The sequence below is a fragment of the Brevundimonas bullata genome (genome assembly GCF_003350205.1).
In the GTDB taxonomy this organism is placed as follows: Bacteria; Pseudomonadota; Alphaproteobacteria; order Caulobacterales; family Caulobacteraceae; genus Brevundimonas; species Brevundimonas bullata.
On sequence record NZ_QLLC01000015.1, the window covers coordinates 1 to 21,955 of the forward strand.

General features: G+C 66.9%; 18 protein-coding genes. 9 read left to right on the forward strand and 9 right to left on the reverse strand.

The annotated features are described in order from the left end of the window. Positions 1-162 precede the first annotated feature (162 nt). From DXK21_RS08830 to DXK21_RS16915, 7 genes are all read right to left on the reverse strand, one after another. Complete coding sequence (locus tag DXK21_RS08830; protein ID WP_114817423.1) at positions 163-2,100, reverse strand: S9 family peptidase; 1,938 nt, start codon at positions 2,098-2,100, stop codon at positions 163-165. Positions 2,101-2,197: 97 nt separating this feature from the next. Then, positions 2,198-2,716 carry a hemerythrin domain-containing protein gene (locus DXK21_RS08835; protein WP_162790610.1) on the reverse strand — a complete coding sequence of 173 codons (519 nt, stop codon included), beginning with the start codon at positions 2,714-2,716 and terminating at the stop codon, positions 2,198-2,200. A 52-nt stretch (positions 2,717-2,768) separates the two neighbouring features. After that, positions 2,769-3,941 carry a tRNA 2-thiouridine(34) synthase MnmA gene (mnmA, locus tag DXK21_RS08840; protein WP_114817484.1) on the reverse strand — a complete coding sequence of 391 codons (1,173 nt, stop codon included), beginning with the start codon at positions 3,939-3,941 and terminating at the stop codon, positions 2,769-2,771. 237 nt (positions 3,942-4,178) lie between these two features. Then, on the reverse strand, positions 4,179-4,463 hold the full coding sequence (sciP, locus tag DXK21_RS08845) for a CtrA inhibitor SciP (RefSeq protein ID WP_105563033.1): 285 nt from the start codon (positions 4,461-4,463) through the stop codon (positions 4,179-4,181). Between the two features lie 186 nt (positions 4,464-4,649). Then, entirely contained in the window at positions 4,650-6,407 is a 1,758-nt protein-coding gene (flgE, locus tag DXK21_RS08850; protein WP_162790611.1) for a flagellar hook protein FlgE, read from the reverse strand. 47 nt (positions 6,408-6,454) lie between these two features. Next, positions 6,455-7,150, reverse strand: coding sequence for a flagellar hook assembly protein FlgD (locus DXK21_RS08855; RefSeq protein WP_114817425.1), 696 nt, complete (start codon positions 7,148-7,150; stop codon positions 6,455-6,457). A 3-nt stretch (positions 7,151-7,153) separates the two neighbouring features. Beyond that, entirely contained in the window at positions 7,154-9,085 is a 1,932-nt protein-coding gene (locus tag DXK21_RS16915; RefSeq protein ID WP_245945162.1) for a flagellar hook-length control protein FliK, read from the reverse strand. 392 nt (positions 9,086-9,477) lie between these two features. Between DXK21_RS16915 and flgK the strand changes: the two genes are divergently transcribed. The 6 genes from flgK (at position 9,478) to DXK21_RS08890 (ending at position 16,115) form a co-directional block, all read left to right on the forward strand. After that, the gene (gene flgK, locus DXK21_RS08865; RefSeq protein WP_114817426.1) at positions 9,478-11,592 is read left to right on the forward strand and encodes a flagellar hook-associated protein FlgK; all 2,115 of its coding nucleotides are present in this window, start codon (positions 9,478-9,480) and stop codon (positions 11,590-11,592) included. Next, on the forward strand, positions 11,589-12,530 hold the full coding sequence (locus tag DXK21_RS08870) for a flagellin (RefSeq protein ID WP_114817427.1): 942 nt from the start codon (positions 11,589-11,591) through the stop codon (positions 12,528-12,530). The genes flgK and DXK21_RS08870 overlap by 4 nt, the downstream gene beginning before the upstream one ends. Before the next feature lie 110 nt (positions 12,531-12,640). Then, positions 12,641-13,759, forward strand: coding sequence for an MlaE family ABC transporter permease (locus DXK21_RS08875; RefSeq protein WP_114817428.1), 1,119 nt, complete (start codon positions 12,641-12,643; stop codon positions 13,757-13,759). Continuing rightward, entirely contained in the window at positions 13,756-14,544 is a 789-nt protein-coding gene (locus tag DXK21_RS08880) for an ABC transporter ATP-binding protein (protein WP_114817429.1), read from the forward strand. Before DXK21_RS08875 ends, DXK21_RS08880 begins: the two co-directional genes overlap by 4 nt. Positions 14,545-14,559: 15 nt before the next feature. Continuing rightward, positions 14,560-15,498: an MlaD family protein gene (locus DXK21_RS08885; protein ID WP_114817430.1), complete on the forward strand. Its 939-nt coding sequence runs from the start codon at positions 14,560-14,562 to the stop codon at positions 15,496-15,498. Then, complete coding sequence (locus DXK21_RS08890; RefSeq protein ID WP_114817431.1) at positions 15,495-16,115, forward strand: ABC-type transport auxiliary lipoprotein family protein; 621 nt, start codon at positions 15,495-15,497, stop codon at positions 16,113-16,115. The genes DXK21_RS08885 and DXK21_RS08890 overlap by 4 nt, the downstream gene beginning before the upstream one ends. A 243-nt stretch (positions 16,116-16,358) precedes the next feature. Here the strand turns inward: DXK21_RS08890 and DXK21_RS08895 are convergent, their stop codons facing one another. Both DXK21_RS08895 and DXK21_RS08900 read right to left on the reverse strand, forming a co-directional pair. Next, complete coding sequence (locus DXK21_RS08895) at positions 16,359-17,009, reverse strand: 3-oxoacid CoA-transferase subunit B (protein ID WP_114817432.1); 651 nt, start codon at positions 17,007-17,009, stop codon at positions 16,359-16,361. A gap of 3 nt (positions 17,010-17,012) precedes the next feature. After that, positions 17,013-17,714, reverse strand: coding sequence for a CoA transferase subunit A (locus tag DXK21_RS08900; protein WP_114817433.1), 702 nt, complete (start codon positions 17,712-17,714; stop codon positions 17,013-17,015). 141 nt (positions 17,715-17,855) lie between these two features. Between DXK21_RS08900 and DXK21_RS08905 the strand changes: the two genes are divergently transcribed. The 3 genes from DXK21_RS08905 (at position 17,856) to DXK21_RS08915 (ending at position 21,856) form a co-directional block, all read left to right on the forward strand. Next, on the forward strand, positions 17,856-18,899 hold the full coding sequence (locus DXK21_RS08905; protein ID WP_114817487.1) for an SAM-dependent methyltransferase: 1,044 nt from the start codon (positions 17,856-17,858) through the stop codon (positions 18,897-18,899). After that, complete coding sequence (locus DXK21_RS08910; protein WP_114817434.1) at positions 18,899-19,312, forward strand: DUF2177 family protein; 414 nt, start codon at positions 18,899-18,901, stop codon at positions 19,310-19,312. Before DXK21_RS08905 ends, DXK21_RS08910 begins: the two co-directional genes overlap by 1 nt. An 84-nt stretch (positions 19,313-19,396) precedes the next feature. Next, a complete protein-coding gene (locus DXK21_RS08915; RefSeq protein ID WP_114817435.1) occupies positions 19,397-21,856 on the forward strand; it encodes a S9 family peptidase in 2,460 nt (819 codons plus the stop codon). Positions 21,857-21,955: the final 99 nt, after the last annotated feature.

The window sequence follows — 21,955 nt, forward strand, 5'->3', positions numbered from 1 at the left end:
CACCTCGTCGCCACCTTCCGCCCCGCCGTGGGTCCGCACGTTTTTACACAGCCTCGGTAGAAAGCGGCATTTCACCCATGCGCGGAAAGCGGACAGAGGGTCGAAAGCCGACCGCGCTCTCGCGGTCGGCTTTCGCCAGGCTTCTCAACCTCGCGCTTCGCGTCATTCCGCCTTGCGGACGTAGCGGTTTAGGAAGGCCAGGTAGGATTCCTGGGCCTTGATGCGGTTGGCGCGGCGCTGGAAGCCGTGGCCTTCGTCGGGGAAGACGACGTATTCGACGGGGACGTTGTTGGCCCGGACCTTTTCGACCAGTTCGTCGCTCTCGACCTGAAGCACGCGCGGGTCGTTGGCGCCCTGGATCACCAGCAGGGGGCGCTGGATCTTCTCGGCGTGGAACAGGGGCGAGATGGCGCGGTGGCGTGCGGCGTCGGTCGCCGGGTCGCCCATTTCGTCGAACAGGGCCACGCGCTGCGCGCCCCACCAGGCGGGGATGGATTCCAGGGTCCGCACCCAGTTGGTCACGCCGAAGATGTCGATGCCGGCTTCGAACTTCTCGGGGTGGAAAGCCAGGGCCGCGGCGGTGATGTAGCCGCCGTAGGAGCCGCCCATGACCGCGACCTGATCGTCGGCCACCCAGTCCTGCGCCCGCAGCCAGTCGCCGCCGGCGACGATGTCGCGCAGGTCGGCCTCGCCGTGCTTCTTGTCGTCCATGTGGAAGAAGGTCTTGCCGTAGCCTGACGAGCCCCGGTTGTTGGCCCCCAGGACCGCATAGCCGTGATTGACCAGGTGCTGGACCATGGCGGAATAGCCGCGCCGCGTCTGGCCGCCCGGTCCGCCGTGGACCAGGACGACCGCCGGGGCCGGGTTGGCGGCCGAGGCGCCCTTGGGCCGATAGAGAACCGCCGGGACCATGACTCCGCCTTCGCCCGGGTAGCGGACGATGGTCGCCTCGACCAGGTCGCCTTCCTTGATCGCCGGGTTCAGGGCCGAGGTCAGGCGCCGCGCCTGTCCGGTCGACAGGTCGGCGATGAAGACGTCGGCGGGCGAGGTGTCGGACACCACGGTGAAGGCGGCCAGATCGGCGCCGGGATCGAAGCGGACGCCGGTGATGTCGCCCTCGGGCAGGCCGGTCAGGCGGACGGGCGCGCGGGTCTGTGCATCCTCGATGGTCAGTTCCGTCGAGGCGTCGGCGTTAACGGCGGTGACCCGATAGCGGCCGTTGGGCGAGAAGGAGACATACATGACGTCCCAGTCGGCCTGGGTCGTGCGGTTGTGGGCCTTGTTGGCGATGTCATAGGCGTAGGCCTGGGCGAACTCGCCGTCCTGATTGCTGGTGTAGATCAGGGTCGCGCCGTTGGGACCGAAGCCGCTGACGTCATAGGCCACGTCGCCGGTGTGTTCCGAGATCAGGTAGGGCTCGCCGCCTGCCTGAAGATCAGCGAGATAGATGTCGGAGTTGGCGCTGGTGTGAGACTTGATCAGGGCGACCAGACGACCGTCGCCGGATACGGCCGTGACGTTGAGGCCGGGGTTCTGGAACACCAGTTTCCGCTCATAGGTGGTCGCGTCATAGGCATAGACGTCGAAGGCGGAAGCGTCGCGTTCGTTGCTGGTCAGCCAGAAGGTCTGGCCGTCGTCGCTGAAGCCGATGAAGCCGGCCTTGAGCTTGTCGCCGGGGGTCAGGTCGCGCAGCGTCCCATCGGTTTCGCGCACATAGATGTGGGTCAGTTCGTTGCCGCCCTGATCCGCCGCCACCAGGATGCGACGGCCGTCGGGGAAGTAGCTCTGGGCGAAGGTGGCGTTGGTGGTCGAGGCGGTCAGGGGCACGGGATCGCCGCCCGCGACGGGCAGGGCGTAGGCGTTGAACACGCCCGTCTGATCCGACGAGATCAGGACGTGGCTGCGGCCCTCGGAGAAGGCCAGGCCGTCCGGGTTGGCCATCGAGAAGCTGGTCGTCTCGAAGAACTGGGCGGCGGTGTAGGGCGTGGCGGCGGTGGAAGCGGCCTGGGCCTGGCCGGGCGCAGCGGGTTCGGTCGCGGCGAGGGCGGGGACGGCGGCGACAAGCGCCAGGGCGGAAACCATGCAGGCGAAGGAGCGCATTCTGAGCCTCGTGAGGTGCGTGATGACCTGATGAGGCTGGAGCATGGCCGTATGGATGCGGCCTGTCTCGAAAATAAACGATCGAGGTTCTGTGGCGTCAGGCCGCAGGACCGCCTTTCATGACCATCAGGGGAATGACGATGTCCTCTTCGTCGTCGAGGTGACGGATCAGGCCGGGGGCGGCGCGGTCCAGCACGTCGGCGAGGCGGTTGGCGTGGTCGGGGGCGTCGGAGGATTGACCGGCGACCGCCCGGTGAAAGGCGACGGCGGAATGGTAGAGGGCGTCTAGATGGGCGTGGATGGCGTCGTGGTCGCGGTCCAGCAGATCGAGGCCGGACTGGATGCGCGGCTCGATCAGACGGAAGTGCGGGAAATAGTGGCCGCTCTCGACGCGGTGGTGGCCGTCCAGATGCTGGAGGAAGGCTTGCAGCGTGGGCATGAGGGCGGCGTGCAGACCGCGCGGGTCAAGCCTGCCCGAGCGCCAGTGTGCAGCGGCGTCGGCCATATGCCGCTGCTGGGCGCGGAACCCGCCGTGCATTTGCAGCCAGAAGGCGGCGGTTTCGGGCAAGGCCTCGGTCCAGCGCTCACGCGGGAAGGCGTCGCGCAGATAGAGCATGTCGGCGGGCAGACCGGGGCGAAGGCCCAGCGCGAGCCCGTCGATAGGATGATCAGACGACAGCGGTGGTGCTCTGGATGAAGCCGCCGCCGAGGACGCGGTCGGGATCGGCGGGATCGTAGAGGGCGCAGGCCTGGCCGGGGGCGACGCCTTCTTCGCCTTCATCGAAGACGACGGAGATGCGGTTGTCATCGTCCATGCTGAGACGGGCCGGGGACGGCTGGCGGGTCGAGCGGACGCGGGCCAGGACGGGGGCGCCGTCGCGGGCGGCTTCCTCGATCGTGGCTTGATCGCCGAGCCAGTTGGTTTCTTCCAGGATCAGGCTGGCGGTCAGCAAGGCTTCGCGCGGGCCGACGATGACGCGGCGGTTGTCGGGGTCCAGTTTGGTCACGAACAGCGGCTCGCCCACGGCGACGTTCAGGCCCCGGCGCTGGCCGATGGTGTAGTCGGTGATGCCGCCGTGTTTCCCGAGCACGCGGCCGTCCATGTGGACGATCTCACCGGCTTCGCGGCCTTGTGGACGCAGACGGTCGATCAAGGTGCGGTAGTCGCCGGACGGGACGAAGCAGATGTCCTGGCTGTCAGGCTTGGCGGCGATCTTCAAGCCCAGGGCGGCGGCGACGCCGCGCACCTGGGGCTTTTCCAGATCGGCCAGGGGGAAGCGCAGATAGTCGAGCTGCGCCTGGGTGGTGGCGAACAGGAAGTAGGACTGGTCGCGCGAGTGATCGACGGCCTTCCTCATCTGCGAGCGGTTTCCGGCGATGGCGCGCCGGACGTAGTGGCCGGTGGCCATGGCCTCGGCGCCCAGGTCGCGGGCCACGTCCAGCAGGTCGCGGAACTTGACCGTCTGATTGCAGCGAATGCAGGGAACCGGGGTTTGGCCCTTCAGATAGGAATCCGCGAACTGGTCGATCACGGCGTCCTTGAAGCGGCTTTCGTAGTCGAGGACGTAGTGGGGGATGCCGATCAGCTCGGCGGCCAGACGGGCGTCGTGGATGTCCTGACCGGCGCAGCAGGCGCCCTTCTTCTTCTTCAGGGCGGCGCCGTGGTCGTAGAGCTGGAGCGTGACGCCGACCACGTCATAGCCGGCCTTGGCCAGCAAGGCGGCGACGACGGTGGAATCCACCCCGCCCGACATGGCCGCGACCACGCGGGCGCCGACCGGCAGGCCGACCGCCTGTCGCGCGCTCTCGATCGCGGCGTCCATGTCGGCGGCGCCGGACATGGGGGCGATGGTCGGGATGGGGCAGGTGTCGTCAGCCAGGGTCATCGCCGCCATATAGAGGGCCTCGGGTTCGATTTCGAGGCATGGTCCTGAAGATCGCCTTCGACGCCGCTGGGTCCTCCGGTCAAGCCGGAGGATGACGGAGAGGGAGGGAAGCTGCGTTCAACGAAAAAGGCCGCCCGGTTCGGGGCGGCCTTTATCCTTGGGCCTATCGCCCTTTGCGCTACTTGAGGCCCATTAATCCCGGTAGCTCTGGATGCGCGTGGTGCGCAGGCCTTGCATACCCCATTTGTCGATCGCCTGTTGCCAGGCGATGAATTCCTCAGCCGTCAGACGATACTTCGTCAGGGCGTCTTCCAGGCTGATCAGACCGCCGCGAACGGCGGCGACCACTTCAGCCTTGCGGCGGATCACCCAGCGGTTCGTTTCCGCCGGCGGGAGATCGCGCAGGGTCAGCGGCGTGCCCGTCGGGCCGACCACATATTGTTCGCCTCTACTATTCAGGCGTCGCTCTTGCAGCATGGGCTTAAGCCTCTTTCACCACCACCATCGACGCGTACCCTAGGCGCGCCCCGGCTAAGGGGCGTTTAAGCGTCGTGGTGAAGGAATGGCTAAGACGCATCCTTCGCCCCCGGCGCGCGCGGGGCGCCGGAAACGAAGGATTCATCGAGTCTAACAAAGGCTTACTCACGGAGTCGCGTTAAGCGATCAGCGCTTGATGCTGAGCAGTTCGGCCAGCATCTCGTCGGCCGTCGTGATGATCTTGGACGAAGCCGAATAGGCGCGCTGGGTGGTGATCAGGCTGGTGAACTCGGCGGATAGGTCGACGGTCGAGGATTCCAGTTGCTGGGCCGCGATCATGCCCGAGCCGCCCGTACCAGCCGCCTTCAGGTTGAAGGTGCCGCTGTCCAGGCTGACGCGGAAGGCGTTGCCGGTGACCTGACGCAGGCTGTCGGGGCTGGGGAAGGTGGCGATGGCGACCTGGGCGATCCGGCGCATGACGCCGTTGTCGAAGATGGCGGTGACGAAGCCGTTCTCGTCGATCTTGATGTCCGACAGGTTGCCGAAGGCGGTGCCGTTGGTGACCGTGGACTGCACGATCGAGGCCGTGTTCAGCTGGCTGAGGCCGCCGGCCGAGGTGGCCAGGTCCAGGGTCAGGGTCTGGGCCGAGATGCCCAGGCCGTCGGCCCACTTCACCTTCAGGTCGTCGGCCGGGTCGGCCGGGTCGATGACCATGTTGGGGTCGGACTTGCCGAAGTCCAGGACGGCGTTAGCCGGGTCGTCGAACAGGCCCTTGCCCGCAGGCCAGCCCTGCATGGTCGAGATGTCGAGGCGGCCCGCCGGGGTGAAGGCGATGACGCCCTTCTTGATCTGACCGTTCGAATAGGCCCCGCCGGTGACCACGTCCTCGGCCGGGACCGCGACGATTTCAGCGTACCATTCGTTGGCCACGTCGCTCTTCAGCAGACGGATTTCGATGTTGCGCTGACCGCCCTTGGAGTCCGAGACCGGGATGTTGATCTTGAAGTCCGGCTTGACGCCCAGCGGGTTGTCGTCCTCGCCGTTATACATGGCCATCGAGTTGATGGACGGGTCGTACTTGGTCTTGGCGATGTTGTTGGTCTTGATGCCCAGACCCGGGCTGCTCAGAGAGACCGCACCGCCCGAAGGCAGGGTCAGATTGTCCAGTGTGCCATCGACGGAGGCGCCAGCGGGCGTCAGGCCGGTCAGGGTGGCCAGGTTGCCAGCAGCGTCATAGGTGGCGACAGCGTTGATGGTCTCGATGCCGGTCTTCACCGTGACGTTGTATTGGTTGGCGACGCCGGTCGGCGAATAGCGGACGGTGAAGTCCTTGGGCCCCGATGCGGCGGGAACCATGGCGACGCCCGTATATTTCTGCGGGGCCGAAGCGCTCGAAATGGCTTGGCCGGAATAGAGGTTGGCGTTGATCTGGGCGCGCGTGGTGGGCTCGGCGGTGCCGCCGACCGTGCCGATGTTGATCGAGCGCAGACGGGTCAGGTCCGACGGGTCGGTGGCGATGTCGCCGTTGGAATCGACGGGCCAGCCTTGCAGGTAAAGGCCGGCGCTGTTCTTCAGATAGCCCAGGTTGTCGATGCGGAAGGCGCCCGCACGGGTGAACAGGCGGCTGTCGGTGGCGCCGACGCCCTCGGCCTTCTCGGTCGTGACGAAGAAGCCCTGACCGTCAACGGCCAAGTCGGTGCTTTCGGTCGTGCGCTGCAGCTGGCCTTCCTGGCTGATGAAGTGCCGGGCCGTGGTCATGACGCCGCCGGCCGCATAGCCGCCCGCGCCCTTGCTCTGGCTGTTCACGATGGTTTGGAACTCGCCCTGGGTGCGCTTGTAGCCGATGGTGTTCACGTTCGCGATGTTCTGCGAGATCGCGGCCAGGGCGGCGGAGTTGGCGGAAAGACCGGAAACCCCGGCCTGCATGGCGCTGTTGATGCTCATTGTAGCGGCTCCTTAAGAGGAAAATGCGGAAGCGAGAGGGACGCCGTTCAGGCGTCGGTCTCGGGTGGGGTGGGGTCCGGTTTCGGCGGGGTCACGCTGGCGTTCTTCTCGTCGAGCGCGATGATGCTGGACAGCGGCATGACCGAGTTGCCGATGGTGACGTAGGGCTCGTCGGCGTACATCTCGACGCCGGTGATCCGGCCACGCATCAGGACCTGGGCGTCGACCTTGCCTGTGCCGTCCTTGGCCACGACCTTCAGCGTATAGACGCTGCCGTCCTGACCTTCGGTCCAGTTGAAGTCGTGCACTCCTGACGTCGTGCCGCCTTCTGGCGGCGGGCCCTTCCAGACGACTTGACCCGTCGAGTTGAGGACCTGAAGCTCGACCTCGGTGGCGTTCTTGCCCAGTTCGTAGCTCCACGTCGCCTTGCCGTCGGCGGCCTTGGTCGCGTCCCAGACGGCGGTGGCGTCCTTGCCGATATAGTTCGAGGCGTTGGCCAGGCCGTCGCCCTTCTGGCCGTTCAACAGGGCGGTCAGCAGCTGGTTGGACAGTAGCTGTTGTTCGACGCCGGCCATCTGGGTCAGCTGGCCGGTGAACTCATTGGAGTCCATCGGCGACAGCGGGTCCTGATTCTTCAGCTGGGCGGTCAGCAACGAGAGGAAGGTCTCGAAGTTCGACGCCAGCATGCCGGAGCTGGCATTGATCTTGTTGGTGGCGGTGTTTCCATTGACGGCGGTGACCATCGATCAGACCTTCATATCGACGCGGTCGGGCGTCATCGAGAGGGATGTCCAGGCGTTGGGCGGCGGCAGGACGCTATCGGCCTGGGCGGCCAGACGGGCGGCGCCGGCGAAGGCGCGGCGGTCAGGGGCGCGGTCAAAGGCGCCGCCGCCGCTGAAGCCCGAGGAGGGATTGCGGTCCGAGAACTCGAGCGAGTCCTGGGTCAGATGGAAACCGGCGTCCTGAAGCTGACGACGCAGTTCGTCAGCGCGGGCGCGCATGTCGGTCGCCGCCGCCGGGTTGTCGAAGGCCAGACGCGCCGCCAGACGGCCATCTGAATCGATTTCCAGGCTGACATCGACGCGACCCAGGCCCTCGGGCGTCAGGGCCATGTCGAAGCGGGTCGAGCGGCCTTCCAGCTTCTTCAGGATTTGCGCGGCCAACTGGACCGTGGTCTCGACCGTGGCGCGCGACAGTTGTGACAGGCCCAGGTCGCGCGGGGCGGTCGGGGCGGCGCTCTGGGCGTCCAGAATCTGTTGCGACGGGGCGAGGTCGGCCTGGCCGTCGAGCGGCGCGGCGTCGGCGGGCAGGACCGGCGCGGCGGCTGCCTCGCTGAGGGCGGCGACAACGGGCGCTGTCGATGCGGCGGCGGACGGGGTCGAGGTCGGCAGGATCGACCGGGCGCCGCCAGTGTCGGTTCTGGCTTCAGCGGGGGCGTTGGCTGTGGCGGCGTTGGAGCGGCGGTCGTCGAGGCGTGCAGACCCGTTGCGTGCAGGGGCCGGAGCCGTGGTCGCGGGCGGCGGCGTCTGGGGTGCGGGCTCGGGCTCCGCTTCGCTTGAAGCTGAAGCGGCGGCGGTCGCGATGATCTGTTCCGCCGGTTGCGCCGCGTCGGCGGTGGGGGCGGCGGGAGCGGGTTCAGTGGTCTGCGACGCCGGCGACGCGGAGACGGCTGGCTGTGCTGCGGCGGCTGTCGGCCGAGGTGCGGGCGTGGCCGCAGGCGCGGCTGCGATAGCGCTTGCAGTGGTAGCGACAGGCGCGAGGGCCGGGGCGGCAGGGGCCTCAGGTGCGGGCTGGACCGACGGAACGGCCGCGGGTGCGGGGGCCGATGCGGGGACGGACGTGGCCGTCATGGTGACGGCGGTCGGCCCCTGAGAAACCGGGCGAGCGGCGGCGGCGCTTTCGAGGCGCGGCCTGGTGGTCCCGTCGGAGGCGATCGGCTCCCGCGCGACGTCGGGCAAAGTCGAGGCGGCGGGCGCAGCCGTGGGCGCCTGGCGAGGGGCAGCGGCGGCCTGACGCACGGTTTGATCGACCTGAACCGGGTTCTGGCCCGGGGCGACAGGCGTTTCGGCAGCGACGGCCGGGCGGGGCGCGGCCTCGGACGCGGGCTGGGCAGGACGAGCCTCCGTCGGCGCGGCGGCGAGAAGGGGCGCGGCAGAGGGCGCGATGGGCGCTTTCGCCGTGTCAGGCGCCGCTGCGGAGGTGCCGAGCGATGCCGGCGTCGAGGCCGGAGCCGGAGCCGGAGCCGGAGCGTCGTCGGCAGGCGGCATCGGCGCGGTGATGGTCGGTTGTGCGTCTGTGGCGACGTTCAGCGGCGGGACCGGCGCGATCTGCGGCGAGGGGGCGGCAGAGCTTGCGGCGGTTGCCGCATCGGCGGCTTCCGAAGCTGTTGCGGGCGCCGACGGCGCGACGGGCAGGGGGGCGGGGGCGATCAGAGGGACGTGCGGCCAGGCGGGCGCCGTCGTCATGGCTGCGTCCAGCGAGGGCGTCTCGGCGGCTTCGTCCTCTACGAACGGCGCATTCGGAATCAGCGCGCTGTCTTCACCCTGCGTCTTGAGCGACGGGGCGACAGCCGCGACCAGGCCAGCGAACAGGCCGCTGTCCGCCGCCGTTTCCACGGATGCGGATGCGCCGACCGGGGCGGTCGGGGCGATCAGGGACATGACGCTGAGCGCGGACATGAGAGGCGATAGGGCTTTCGCTGGGTGGGCGGCGCCTACTGCGCTCAGGTGGTTCGAACGGCACGGCGCAAGCTACGGGCCAAGTCAGCGGAGCAAATACAAGTCATTGAAAAACAACAATCTATATTGATTTCAGCATTGGTTTCGGCGCCCTTTTCGCCCGGCGCTTCTTGCCGCGCCGCTACGTTTTTGCCGGGCGACCCGCACCGACGAGCGCCTTGAACGACATGGCCTGCGATTTGCGCCGTGGTGTGTGAACGCACAGGGGCTGAAAAGCCGATGTCTAATAAATTCAAGGAGTTGGCTAGAATGGCTAACCAGAAAGCCGGGCAAGATTTGCGCGCAGGCCAGCAAGGCTTGCCGGGCGCGCCCCTGCATGGAGCCCGTGTCTGATGTCCCTGAACTCGATCATGAACATCGCCACCTCGGGCATGAACGCCGCCCAGACGCAGCTACGGGTGGTTTCCGACAACGTCTCGAACGTCAATACGCCGGGCTATATCCGCAAGGTGGCCGATCAGCAGTCCTGGGCCAGCCAGGGCGCGGGCGCCGGGGTCGAGATCGCGCGTATCCGTCTGGCCACCGACCGCTTCCTGCAGGCCGCCAGCCTGAGCGCCGGGGCCGACGCCGGGCGTCAGTCAGTGCGCTATGAGCTTTTCAACAATATCCAGTCGCAGTTCGGCGATCCGGGCGCGGACAGCGGCTTCTTCGCCCAGATCGACAAGATCTTCTCGGCCTTCTCGACCTCGGCGGAAAACGCCACCTCGGGACCGCTGCGTCAGGACGCGATCTGGAAGACCCAGGCCATGTTCGACGAGGCCGCGCGGGTGGCCAAGGAGATCCAAAGCACGCGCGAGGAGGCGGACGCTCGTCTGCGCACCGCGGTGGACAAGGTCAACGGCCTGGTCGAGCAGATCGAGAAGCTGAACGTCGACATCGCCAAGGCCAATGTCGTCGGCACGGATTCGACGGGCGCCCAGACCATTCAGGCCGGTCTGATCAACGAATTGTCCGAGCTGATGGATGTGCGCATCACCAACCGCTCCATCGGCGGGATCGAGGTGCGGACGGGCGCCGGCATTCTGCTGGCCGGGCAGGGCGCGGCCAAGCTGGAATACCAGCGGGCGGGCGTGGTGTCCTCTGAGACCGTCTTCAACCAGATCATGGTCACCGAGCCGAACGGCCAGCGGCGACCGCTGACGGAAGGCCTGGCCTCGGGTGAGATCAAGGGTCTGCTGGAACTGCGCGACGTCGAGGCTCCTGCGGCGGCCGAGCGCCTCGGCGAGCTGATGACGCGCCTGGCCGACGAACTGAACCGCGCGCACAACGCGGCATCCTCGGTTCCGGCGCCGCCGGTGCTGAATGGCCGCAACGTGGGGCAGTCGCTGGAAACGGCCCTGGCGGGCTTCACCGGCAAGACCACCATCACCACGGTCGACGCCCAGGGCGTGATCCAGAACTCCGCCGAGATCGTCTTCTCGGGCGGCACGATGACCATCAACGGCGTGGCGGCCACGCCAGCCACCTTCCTTACCACGCTGAACGGACAGCTGGGCGGGGCCACAGCCAGCTTCGTCAACGGTCGCCTGAGCATTGAGGCGCCCGCCGGAAGCGGCGTCGCCATCGCCGATGACGCCGCCACCCCCAGCAGCAAGGCCGGGCGCGGCTTCTCGCATTACTTCGGCCTGAACGATCTGGTCTCGACGGATCGCCCGGCGCTTTACGACACAGGCCTGACACCCGCCTCGCAGCATGGCTTCACGCCGGGCGAGACGATCAAGTTCCGCTTCACCGACGCCTCGGGCTCGCGCATCCGCGATCTGGCGGTGGCCGTGCCGGCGGGCGCGGGAACGATGACCGAGATGCTCACGGCGTTGAACGATCCCGCGACGGGGATCGGCGCCCATGGCAGCTTCAGTCTGAACGGTGCGGGCGAACTGATCTTCACCGGCCACGGCGCGCCGCCGTCGACCATGTCGGTCATCGAGGACGGCACGCGCCAGGTTCCTTCGGGCGTGTCGATGAGCGACCTGTTCGGCTTGAGCGGTGCTCGCGCCTCTCGCGCCGGCGGCTTCTCGGTGCGCAGCGATATCGCCAAGGACCCGTCCAGACTGGCCTTGGCCCAGTTGAACCTGGGGGCGGCGGCGGGCACCTCCGCGCTCAGCAAGAACGACGGCAGCGGCGGTCGCCTGCTGGCCAAGGCCGATCAGAACGCGACGTCGTTCTCGGCGGCGGGCGGCGCGGGCGGGGTCAATATGTCCCTGGCGCGCTATGCGGCGGAGTTCTCGGGCGAGATCGGGGGCAAGGCCACCATCGCCAAGACCCGCGCCACCAGCGCCGCCGCGCTCTATCAAGAGGCGTCCGCGCGACGCAGCGCGGTCGAAGGCGTCAACATGGACGAGGAACTGGTGCTGATGACCACCTATCAGCAAGCCTTTAACGCTTCGGCGCGCCTTATCCAGGCCGCGTCGGAAATGTACGACACCCTGATCGGAATGATGCGATGACCCGCGTTTCGACGTTTGGAAACTATCAGTCGGCCCTGCTGCACCTGATGAACGCGCAGGCGCGCGGCGAGGAAGCGCAGAACAAGGTCAACACCAAGAAGAACGCCACAGATCTGGTCGGCTTCGGGCGGCAGTCGGAAACGGTGATCGCGCTGAAATCCAGTCAGACGCGAATCCAGGGCTTTATCGACACCAACAAGACGGTGGCCGACCGGCTGACCATGCAGGACATGGGACTGGATCGGGTCGCCGACGCCGCCACGGCCGGTCGACAAGCCATCGCCAACGCCATCGCGGCCGGGCGCATGGAGGGGCTGATGTCCGAGATGGAGACCGTCTTCAAGATGGCCCAGGACGGCCTGAATATGAAGCATCAGGGCAAGTCCCTGTTTTCGGGCGGGGCGGTGGACCAGCAGGCCGTGGTCCTGCCCGCCGCGCCGGTCGGGGCGACGGACCTCGAGAAGCTGGCGGCCATGCCCCTGACCAGCGACGTCTTCAAGAACGACCAGTTGAAGCAGTCGTCCCTGCTGGACGAGACTGTCACCATGGACACCGGCTTCCTGGCCAGTGATGTGGGACAGGCGCTATTTGACGTGTTCCGCGACCTGCAAATCCTGCATCAGGGCACACCGCTGAACGGTCAGATGGACGACGCCCAGAAGACCGCGCTGACCGCGCTGATGGGGCGCTTCGAAACGGCGGCCAAGGACGTGGTCAATATCCAGGCCAAGAACGGTTCGATGCAGGCCCGCGTCGATACGCTGCTGGAGTCGCAGGAGGCCCGCAAGATTTCAGTCGACACCATCCTGTCGGGCAAGACCGACGCCAACATGGCGCAGGCCGTGACGGAACTGGAGATGGCCCAGATCGCCATTCAGGCCTCGGCTCAGGTGATCAGTCAACTGCGGGATGTGTCGCTGCTCAACTATCTGCGCTGATCGTCGGTAACTCTGTTCGCAGTGCGTTGAACGATCCGAGTTTCAGCGCGTTTGCCTCTTCCACGAGCTTCGCCATGGGCGATCAGGCCAAGCTCGGGTAAAGGGTGGGCATGGACGTAGCTGATTTTCAGATCGAGGATGGGCCAGACGGTGGTGCGCGACTGCGGCTGACGGGCGACTGGACCACCATGGGTCTGGCCCGCACGGCGCGTCGCCTGTCCGACGACCTGGGCGACCGGCCTGTCGCAGAGCTGGCGCTGGACCAGTTGGGGCGGTTCGATACCGCCGGCGCCCTGGCGATCGTTCAGAACCTGTCGCAGCCCCTGCCCAAGTCGGCGTGGCGCGACCGTCCGGAAGCCGGCCGGATCTACGCCATGGTCGAGAAGCTGGACCGTGAGTCCGCCGCACCGCCGCCTCGGGCAAACGCCCTGACCCTGACCTTCGCCAAGATCGGCCGGGGCGTCTATGATTTCGGGGCCGAAGCCATGCTGTCGCTGGCCTTCCTGGGGCGGCTGATCGTGGCGGTGGGCGGGGCGCTGAAACATCCGGGCGGCATCCGCTGGCCCGCCTGGTTCAGTCAGGCTGAGCGGTCGGGGCTGGACGCCATCCCCATCATCGCCGTGACCAACTTCTTCATCGGCGCGGTCATCGCCTTCCTGGGGGCCAATCTGCTGACCCAGTTCGGTGCGGGCGTATTCACGGTCCAGTTGGTCGCCGTGTCGGTGCTGCGCGAGTTCGCCGTGGTCATCACCTCCGTTCTGCTGGCGGGCCGCTCGGCCTCGTCCTTCGCGGCCGAGATCGGTTCGATGCGGATGAACCAGGAAGTCGACGCCATGCAGGTCATGGGCGTCAATCCCTTCCAGGCCCTGGTGATTCCGCGTCTGGCGGCCATGCTGCTGATGCTGCCGCTGCTGACTTTCGTCGGCATGGTGTCGGGCCTGTTCGGCGGCATGCTGGTGACGTGGAGCGAGCTGGCCTATGGCCCCTCCTTCTTCCTTCAGCGAGTCACCGAAGATCCCAACATGGGCACGCATCTGATGGTCGGTCTGATCAAGGCGCCGGTCTTCGCCGTGGTGGTGGCCGCCATTGGTTGCCGTCAGGGCATGTCGGTGGCCGGCGATGTCGAGAGCCTGGGCCGTCGGGTCACGGCGGCGGTGGTCCAGGCCATCTTCGCCATCATCTTCCTCGACGCCGTCTTCGCCATGATCTTCCTGGAGCTGAACCTGTGACGGCGCCTATCGAAAAGCCGACCCGCGAGAACGTCGTCGAGGTGCGCGGCCTGTTGAGCCAGTTCGGCGACCGGGTGATCCATCAGGACCTCGATCTGGACGTGCAGAGGGGCGAAGTCGTTGGCGTGGTCGGCGGCTCGGGCACCGGCAAGACGGTGCTGCTGAACTCCATCATCGGCCTGAAGCAGCCCGAGGGCGGCTCGGTGAAGCTGTTCGGGATGGAGCGCGAAACCATGACCAAGGCCGAGGCGGCCGAGGTCGAGCGGCGCACCGGCGTCCTGTTCCAGCAGGGAGCCTTGTTCTCTTCGCTGACGGTGCTGGACAATGTGGCCTCGCCGCTGGTCGAGCATACGGACCTGCCGGCCAAAACCATTCGCGAACTGGCCGAGATGAAGATCGCCATGGTCGGGTTGAAGCCGGAGTCCCACTATCTCAAGCCGGCGGAGCTGTCGGGCGGGATGCGCAAGCGCGTCGGCCTGGCCCGCGCCATGGCGCTGGACCCCGAGCTGATCTTTCTGGATGAACCGACGGCGGGGCTGGACCCCATCGGCGCCGCCGCTTTCGATCAGCTGATCCGCGACCTGTCGGACGATCTGGATCTGACGGTCTTCATGATCACCCACGATCTCGATAGCCTGTACGCCATCTGCGACAAGGTGGCGGTGCTGGCTGACAAGCACGTTGTCGCCAAGGCCACGGTTCAGGAACTGGAACGTTCCGACCACCCTTGGATCAAGGAATACTTCCTGGGGCCGCGCGGTCGCGCCGCCCATAAGGCCGCTTGAGGAGAGCGGGAAGAGATGGAAAGAGACGCCCACTACGCCGCTGTCGGCATCGCCACTGTCGCTCTGTTGCTGGCGCTGGCCGTATTCACGATCTGGCTGGCCCGCCTGCAGTTCAACAACGACTACGACGTCTATGACATCGTCTTCTACGGCCCTGTGCGCGGTCTGTCGGAAGGCGGGGAAGTGCATTTCAACGGCATCCGCGTCGGCGAGGTCACGGCCCTGAACCTGGACCCGAAGAAGGGGGATCAGGTCATCGCCCGCGTACGCCTGAACGGCACGACCCCGGTCCGTGTCACCTCGCGCGCCCAGCTGGAGCCGCAGGGCATCACCGGACTGAACTACATCCAGATTACGGCGGGTGAAGCCAACAGCGCTCTGCTGAAGGACCAATATGCCGACAATGTCGTGCCGGTGATCCAGAGTCAGCCCAGTCCGATTGCGGAACTGCTGAGCGGCTCCGGCACGGTGCTGGCCCAGACGGTGGACGCGCTGAACCGCATCAACCGCGTCATGTCGGACGACAATATCCGCAGCTTCTCGACCAGCGTGAAGAACGTGGAAGCCATGACCGCCGAGCTGGAGGCCCGCAAGGGCATGTTCCAGCAGCTTGAAGAGACGATCACCAAGGCCAACGCCGCCGTCGGCGAATACCAGGCCCTGGGCGCCAGCGCGCGTCAGATGATCGACACCGACGGCAAGCAGGCCATCGCCAACATCAACGCCGCCACGCGCGAAGCCCAGCAGACCATCGCCTCGATCAACCGAACGGCGACGGGACTGGAAGGGCCGTTGGGCGACTTCGGCACGCAGACCGTGCCGCAGTTGAACGACACGATCCGCCAGCTGGATCAGGCGACGCGTTCGCTGCAGTCGCTGATCGACAATGTGCGTGAAAGCCCGCGCGACTTCATCTCGAAGGCGCCGTCCAAGGAAATAGAGGTGCAGCCATGATCCGTTCCGCTCTTGTGATCGCGGCTGCGTCGGTCGCCCTGTCCGGTTGCGCCCTGTTGTCGTCGCCCGATCCGGTTCAGCTCTATCGGTTCGGCGGGGCGTCCGCCTTTGCAGGGACGGGGGCGACCTCGGCCTGCCCCGACGTTCATGTCTCCATGCGCCGCGTGGACTTCCCCGAAGCCGCGCGTGGTGATCGTCTGCTGGCCGTGACCGGGGCCGAGGCGGCCTACATCAAGGGCGCGCGCTGGGTGTCGCCCGCCGAGACCCTGTTCGAGGAAGCGCTTCGCAACGCCTTCCTCGACGGTGGAACCTGCACGGTTTTGAGCAGCGGTCCCCTGACGCGCGACGGTCTGCTGCTGAGCGTGGACGTGCGCCGTTTCGAGGCGGATTACGCCGCGCCGGGCGCCGTTCCGAACGCCAGTATCGTGGTCCTGCTGCGTCTGGTGCGCCCCGGCGACCGCTCGATCGTGGCCGAGGACCGCATAACGGTCAGCGAGAGCGCGGGTGAGAACCGCCAGTCGGCCATCGTCGCTGCTTTCGACCGCGCCACCGCCGAGGCCAGCCGCCAGATCGTTCTGTGGACGGACCAGCAGGGCTTCCAGGCGACGGCGAAGTAACCCTCTCCCGGCGGGAGAGGGCTTGAGCCTCGGAGAGCGAAGCGATCCGCAAGGCGAAAGGGTGAGGGGCTGAGGGTTCAATCGGCGTAAGCCGCTGCGGTTCTACGGCTTGCGCCGACAGATATCGGGAACCCTCATCCGGCCCTGCGGGCCACCTTCTCCCACCGGGAGAAGGGAATAATAGAAAACCCCGGCGGCCTCGCGGTCGCCGGGGTTTCTGTCTTCAGGCGGGGAGGGCGCGGTTCAGCCCAGACCCGCCGCCACCGTGTAGTCAGCCTCGGTCTTGGCCGCGACCTCGTCCAGGGTCACGCCCTCGGCCAGTTCGATCAGTTCCAGACCCGAACCGTCCGGCTTGACGTCAAAGACGGCCAGGTCGGTGATGATGCGGCTGACCACGCCCGTGCCGGTCAGGGGGAGGGTGCAAGCTTTCAGGACCTTGGACTGGCCGTGCTTATTGGCGTGATCCATGACCACGACCACGCGCTTGACGCCCGCGACCAGGTCCATGGCGCCGCCCATGCCCTTCACCAGCTTGCCGGGGATCATCCAGTTGGCGATGTCGCCGTTCTGGGCCACTTCCATGGCGCCGAGGATCGACAGGTTGATGTGGCCGCCGCGGATCATGGCGAAGCTGTCGGCCGAGGAGAAGTAGCTGCTCTCGGGGATCTCGGTGATTGTCTGCTTGCCCGCGTTGATCAGGTCGGGGTCTTCCTCGCCCTCATAGGGGAAGGGCCCCATGCCCAGCATGCCGTTTTCCGACTGCAGGGTCACTTCCATGCCTTCGGGGATGTAGTTGGCGACCAGGGTCGGGATGCCGATGCCGAGGTTGACGTAGAAGCCGTCCTGCAGCTCCTTGGCGGCGCGTTCAGCCAGTTGTTCGCGAGTACGAGCCATGGTTCAGGCCTCCTTCTGGCGGACGGTGCGCTGTTCGATGCGCTTCTCGGACACGGTCTGGATCAGGCGGTCGACATAGACGCCGGGCGTGTGGATGTGGTCGGGGTCCAGCGAGCCGGTGGGGACGATCTCCTCGACCTCGACGACCGTGAACTTGCCGGCGGTGGCCATCATCGGGTTGAAGTTGCGGGCCGTCTTGCGGAAGACGAGGTTGCCGCGTTCGTCGGCCTTCCACGCCTTGATGATCGCCAGGTCGGCGATCAGGCCGGTTTCCATGACATAGTCGCGGCCGTCGAAGTTGCGCACTTCCTTGCCTTCGGCGACCAGGGTGCCGACGCCGGTGGCGGTGAAGAAGGCGGGGATGCCCGCGCCGCCCGCGCGGATGCGCTCGGCGAGTGTTCCTTGCGGGTTGAACTCCAACTGCAGCTCGCCGGCCAGGTATTGGCGCTCGAACTCCTTGTTCTCGCCGACGTAGGACGAGATCATCTTGGCGATCTGCTTGGTCTCCAGCAGCTGGCCCAGGCCGAAGCCGTCCACGCCTGCGTTGTTGGAGATGACGGTCAGTCCCTTGACGCCCGAGGCCTTCAGGCCTGCGATCAGGTTTTCGGGAATCCCGCACAGGCCGAAGCCGCCGGACATGACGGTCATCCCGTCAAAGGTCAGGCCCTCCAGCGCGGACGTGACGTCAGCGTAGATCTTGCGCATCGCTCTCCCTTTTTCACCGTCTGATGAATATTGCGGTCTTATCCGTCCATAAAGCGGGCGAGGGGACGGAGCAAGCGCCCGCATCCAAAGACGAGGCTGATGCGTATGCAAGAGGTCGCCCCTGTCGCCAATGGAATCCGCATGAGCCTGGTCAACGTCGCCATCCGTCAGCTGCAGGATGCGCCCTTTCCCGACTTCATCACCCGTCCGGCGATCGACAGTCTGGTCACGGAGGCGCGACGGCGGCTGGATCGCGACGGGCCCCATGATCAGGCGGCCTTTGCGCGGGAGATGGCGCGCCGGGCGGTGGCCGAACACACGACCGCGGCCAATGATCAGCATTACGAACTCCCGCCCGAGTTCTTTGAAATCTGCCTCGGCGCTCGGCTGAAATACTCCTGCTGCCTGTATGGCGATGGGGCCGAGACCCTGGATCAGGCCGAAGAAAAGGCGCTGGCAGAAACCTGCGCCCATGCCGAACTGGCGGACGGGCAGACCATTCTGGAGCTGGGCTGCGGCTGGGGCTCGCTGAGCCTGTGGATGGCAGAGCGCTATCCTGCGGCCCGGATCACCGCCGTTTCCAACAGCCACGGCCAGCGCGGCCATATCGAGGCCCAGGCGCGGGCGCGGGGTCTGAGCAATCTAACGGTCGTGACCTGCGACATGAATGATTTTCAGGCCGAGATCTGCGGCTTTGACCGCATCGTCTCGGTCGAGATGTTCGAGCACATGGCCAACTGGCGCGCCCTGCTGACGCGGGCCAGGGGCTGGCTGAAGCCCGATGGGCGGATGTTTATCCACGTCTTCACCCATCGCGACGCGCCCTATCGATTCGACCACACCGACAGCGGCGACTTCATCGCCCAGCACTTCTTCACGGGCGGGATCATGCCCAGCCGTGACCTGATCCGACAGTTCCCCGACCTGTTCGAGGTGGCGCAGGAATGGACCTGGAACGGCGGCCACTATGCGCGGACGGCCAACGACTGGCTGGCCAATATGGATCGGAACGCCGAACGGGTGGCCGTGCTGATGCGCGAAACCTATGGCCCGGACGCGGCGCTGTGGACCCGACGCTGGCGTCGCTTCTACCTGGCGACGGCGGGTCTGTTTGGAAACGACGGCGGCCGCACCTGGGCGGTCAGTCATTATCTGTTGAAGCCGGCCGGAGAGGGCCTGTCCTGATGTTGAAATATGTCGTGGCCTATCTGGGGGCGGGCCTGACCTTCGCCGCCATCGACGCGGTCTGGCTGACCACCATGGCGGATCGGCTGTATCGGCCGGTGATCGGTCCCCTGATGGCGGACAAGCCCAATATGACGGCGGCGGTGATCTTCTATCTGATCTCCATCGGCGGCATCGTGTTCCTGGCCATCGTGCCGGCCCTGAAGGAGGCGGCCTGGACGCGGGCCTTGCTGAACGGGGCTGTGCTCGGCTTCGTCGCCTACGCCACCTATGACCTGACCAATCAGGCGACGCTGAGCGTCTGGTCCACGCGTCTGACGATCATCGACCTGTGCTGGGGGACGACCCTGACCGCCGTGGCCTCGGTCGGCGGCTATTTCGCCGCACGGTGGGCCGAAGGGCGCTTTGGCTGAGCCATACGGGTTGACCCTCCGGCAAGCCCGCCCCTAGACCATGGGCGCCCGGCGTTTTCGGGCGCCACGTCGGGGAAGATCATCATGCGTCGTCAACTGTTGAAGCAGGCCTTGCCTGCCCTGGTCGTGCTGGCCGCCGTGCCCGCCCTGGCCATGCCCGCCGCCGCCCAGGCGCCGGCCGCGCCGACCTATCAGCAGCCGCCGCAACCGATCGCGCAGATCCTCGATTCCAAGCCCAACCCGACCGCCAGCCTGAGCCCGGATCGCAAGACCCTGCTGTTGCAGGACCGCTCGAACCTGCCCAGCATCGCCGAGCTGTCTGAGCCGATGCTGCGTCTGGCCGGATACCGCATCAATCCGACGAACAATGGCCCGGCCAACAGCCGCGTGGCCTGGCTGACCGGCCTCAGCTTCCAGACCGTCGAGGGCGGCGCGGCCCGCGTCGTGGCTGGTCTGCCGGCCAACGCGCGCCTGACCAATGTCAGCTGGGCTCCGAACGGCGCGGCGGTGGCTTTCCTGCTCAATACGCCGAACGGGCTGGAGCTGTGGACCGCCGACGTGGCCTCGGCTCAGGCGCGCCGTCTGACGGGACCGACCGTCAACGCCGCCGCCGGGTCCGGCTACAGCTGGCTGCCCGACGCCTCGGGGTTGCTGGTTCAGGCCGTGCCCGCCGGTCGCCGCGCCGCGCCCGACGTGACGCGCCCGCCCTCGGGTCCGACCGTGGCCGAGACCGGCGGCCGCGCCGCGCCGGTGCGGACCTATCAGGACCTGCTGTCCGACGCGGGCGACGAGGCCCTGTTCGACCACTATTTCACCAGCCAGCTGACCATCGTGCCGCTGAACGGTCGCGCGCGGACCCTGGGCCAGCCCGGCGTCTTCCTGAACGCCTCGGTGTCGCCCGACGGGCGTTTTATCCTGCAGACGCGGGTCAAGAAGCCTTACAGCTACATCGTGCCAGCCAGCCTGTTCCCGGCGGACGTGATCATCACTGATCTGAATGGACGTGAGGTTCACCGCGTCGCCGACCTGCCGCTGCGCGACAACGTGCCCACGCCGTTCGACGCTGTGGCCCCCGGCCCGCGTTCGGCCCAGTGGCGCGCCGACGCTGACGCCACCCTGGTTTGGGTCGAGGCCCAGGACGGCGGCGATCCGCGCAACGCCGCCGAGGTGCGCGACCGCGTCTTCATGCTGCCGGCGCCGTTCAACGACCGCCCGCGCACCCTGGTAGACCTGAAAGAGCGTTATGCCGGCGTGCAGTGGGGCCGCGACGATACGGCCATCGTCAACAGCCGCTGGTTCAACACCCGCCACGAGACCCGCACCCTGGTCGACCCGTCGAACCCCGGCGCGGGCCGCGTCCTGGTCGATCGCAACTATCAGGACCGCTACAATGATCCGGGTTCGGTGGTTGTAGAGCCGAACGCGCGCGGCCGTTCGACCATCCGCTTCACTGCTGACGGCTCCAAGGTCTTCGTCGAGGGCGACGGCGCGACGCGCGAGGGTGAATATCCCTTCCTCGACGCCCTGGATCTGAAGACCGGCGAGACGGAACGCGTCTGGCGCGCGGCCCAGGGCGAATATGAAAGCGTCGTCGGCATTCTGGACGACGCGGGCCGCAAGCTGGTCACCTATCGCGAAAGCCGCACCGATCCGGCCAACCTGCGCCTGCGCGATCTGGACGGCGGCGTGACGCAGCTGACCCAGTTCCCTGACCCGGCCCCGCAACTGGCCGAGGTGAAGCGCGAACTGATCACCTATACTCGCGACGACGGGGTCCAGCTGTCGGGCACCCTCTATCTGCCCGCCGGCTATGACAAGGACCGTGACGGGCCTCTGCCGCTGGTGATGTGGGCCTATCCGGCCGAGTTCACCGACGCCGCCGTGGCCGGTCAGGTGGTCGACACCGACAACCGCTTCGTGCGTCCGGGCGGCATCAGCCACCTGTTCCTGCTGACCCAGGGCTATGCCGTTCTGGACAACCCCTCCATGCCTATCGTCGGCAAGGACGGGGCCGAGCCCAACGACACCTACATCGAGCAGTTGTCGGCCAGCGCCAAGGCGGCGGTCGATGCGGTGGTGGCTCTGGGCGTCGCGGACCGCGACCGGATCGCTGTCGGCGGGCACAGCTACGGCGCCTTCATGACCGCCAACCTGCTGGCCCACACCGACCTGTTCAAGACCGGCATCGCGCGCTCGGGCGCTTATAACCGCACGCTGACGCCGTTCGGCTTCCAGGCCGAGCAGCGGTCCTACTGGGAGGCGACCGAGACCTATAACGCCATGTCCCCCTTCACCTATGCCGACAAGGTCAATGAGCCGATCCTGCTGATCCACGGCGAGGCGGACGCCAACTCGGGCACCTTCCCGATCCAGTCGGAGCGCTTCTATGCGGCGCTGAAGGGCAATGGCGCGACGGCGCGCTATGTCGTCCTGCCGCTGGAGGACCATGGCTACCGCGCCCGTGAGTCGGTCGGCCATACCCAGTGGGAAATGGTCACCTGGCTGGACCGCTATCTGAAGCCGAAGGCGACGACGGCGCAGTAAGGCGCTTCTTTCCTCCCCACTTTAGTGGGGAGGGGGACCACGAAGTGGTGGAGGGGGCGGCGCAAACTTCAGCCGTGGAGTCGCCCCCTCCGTCACGTC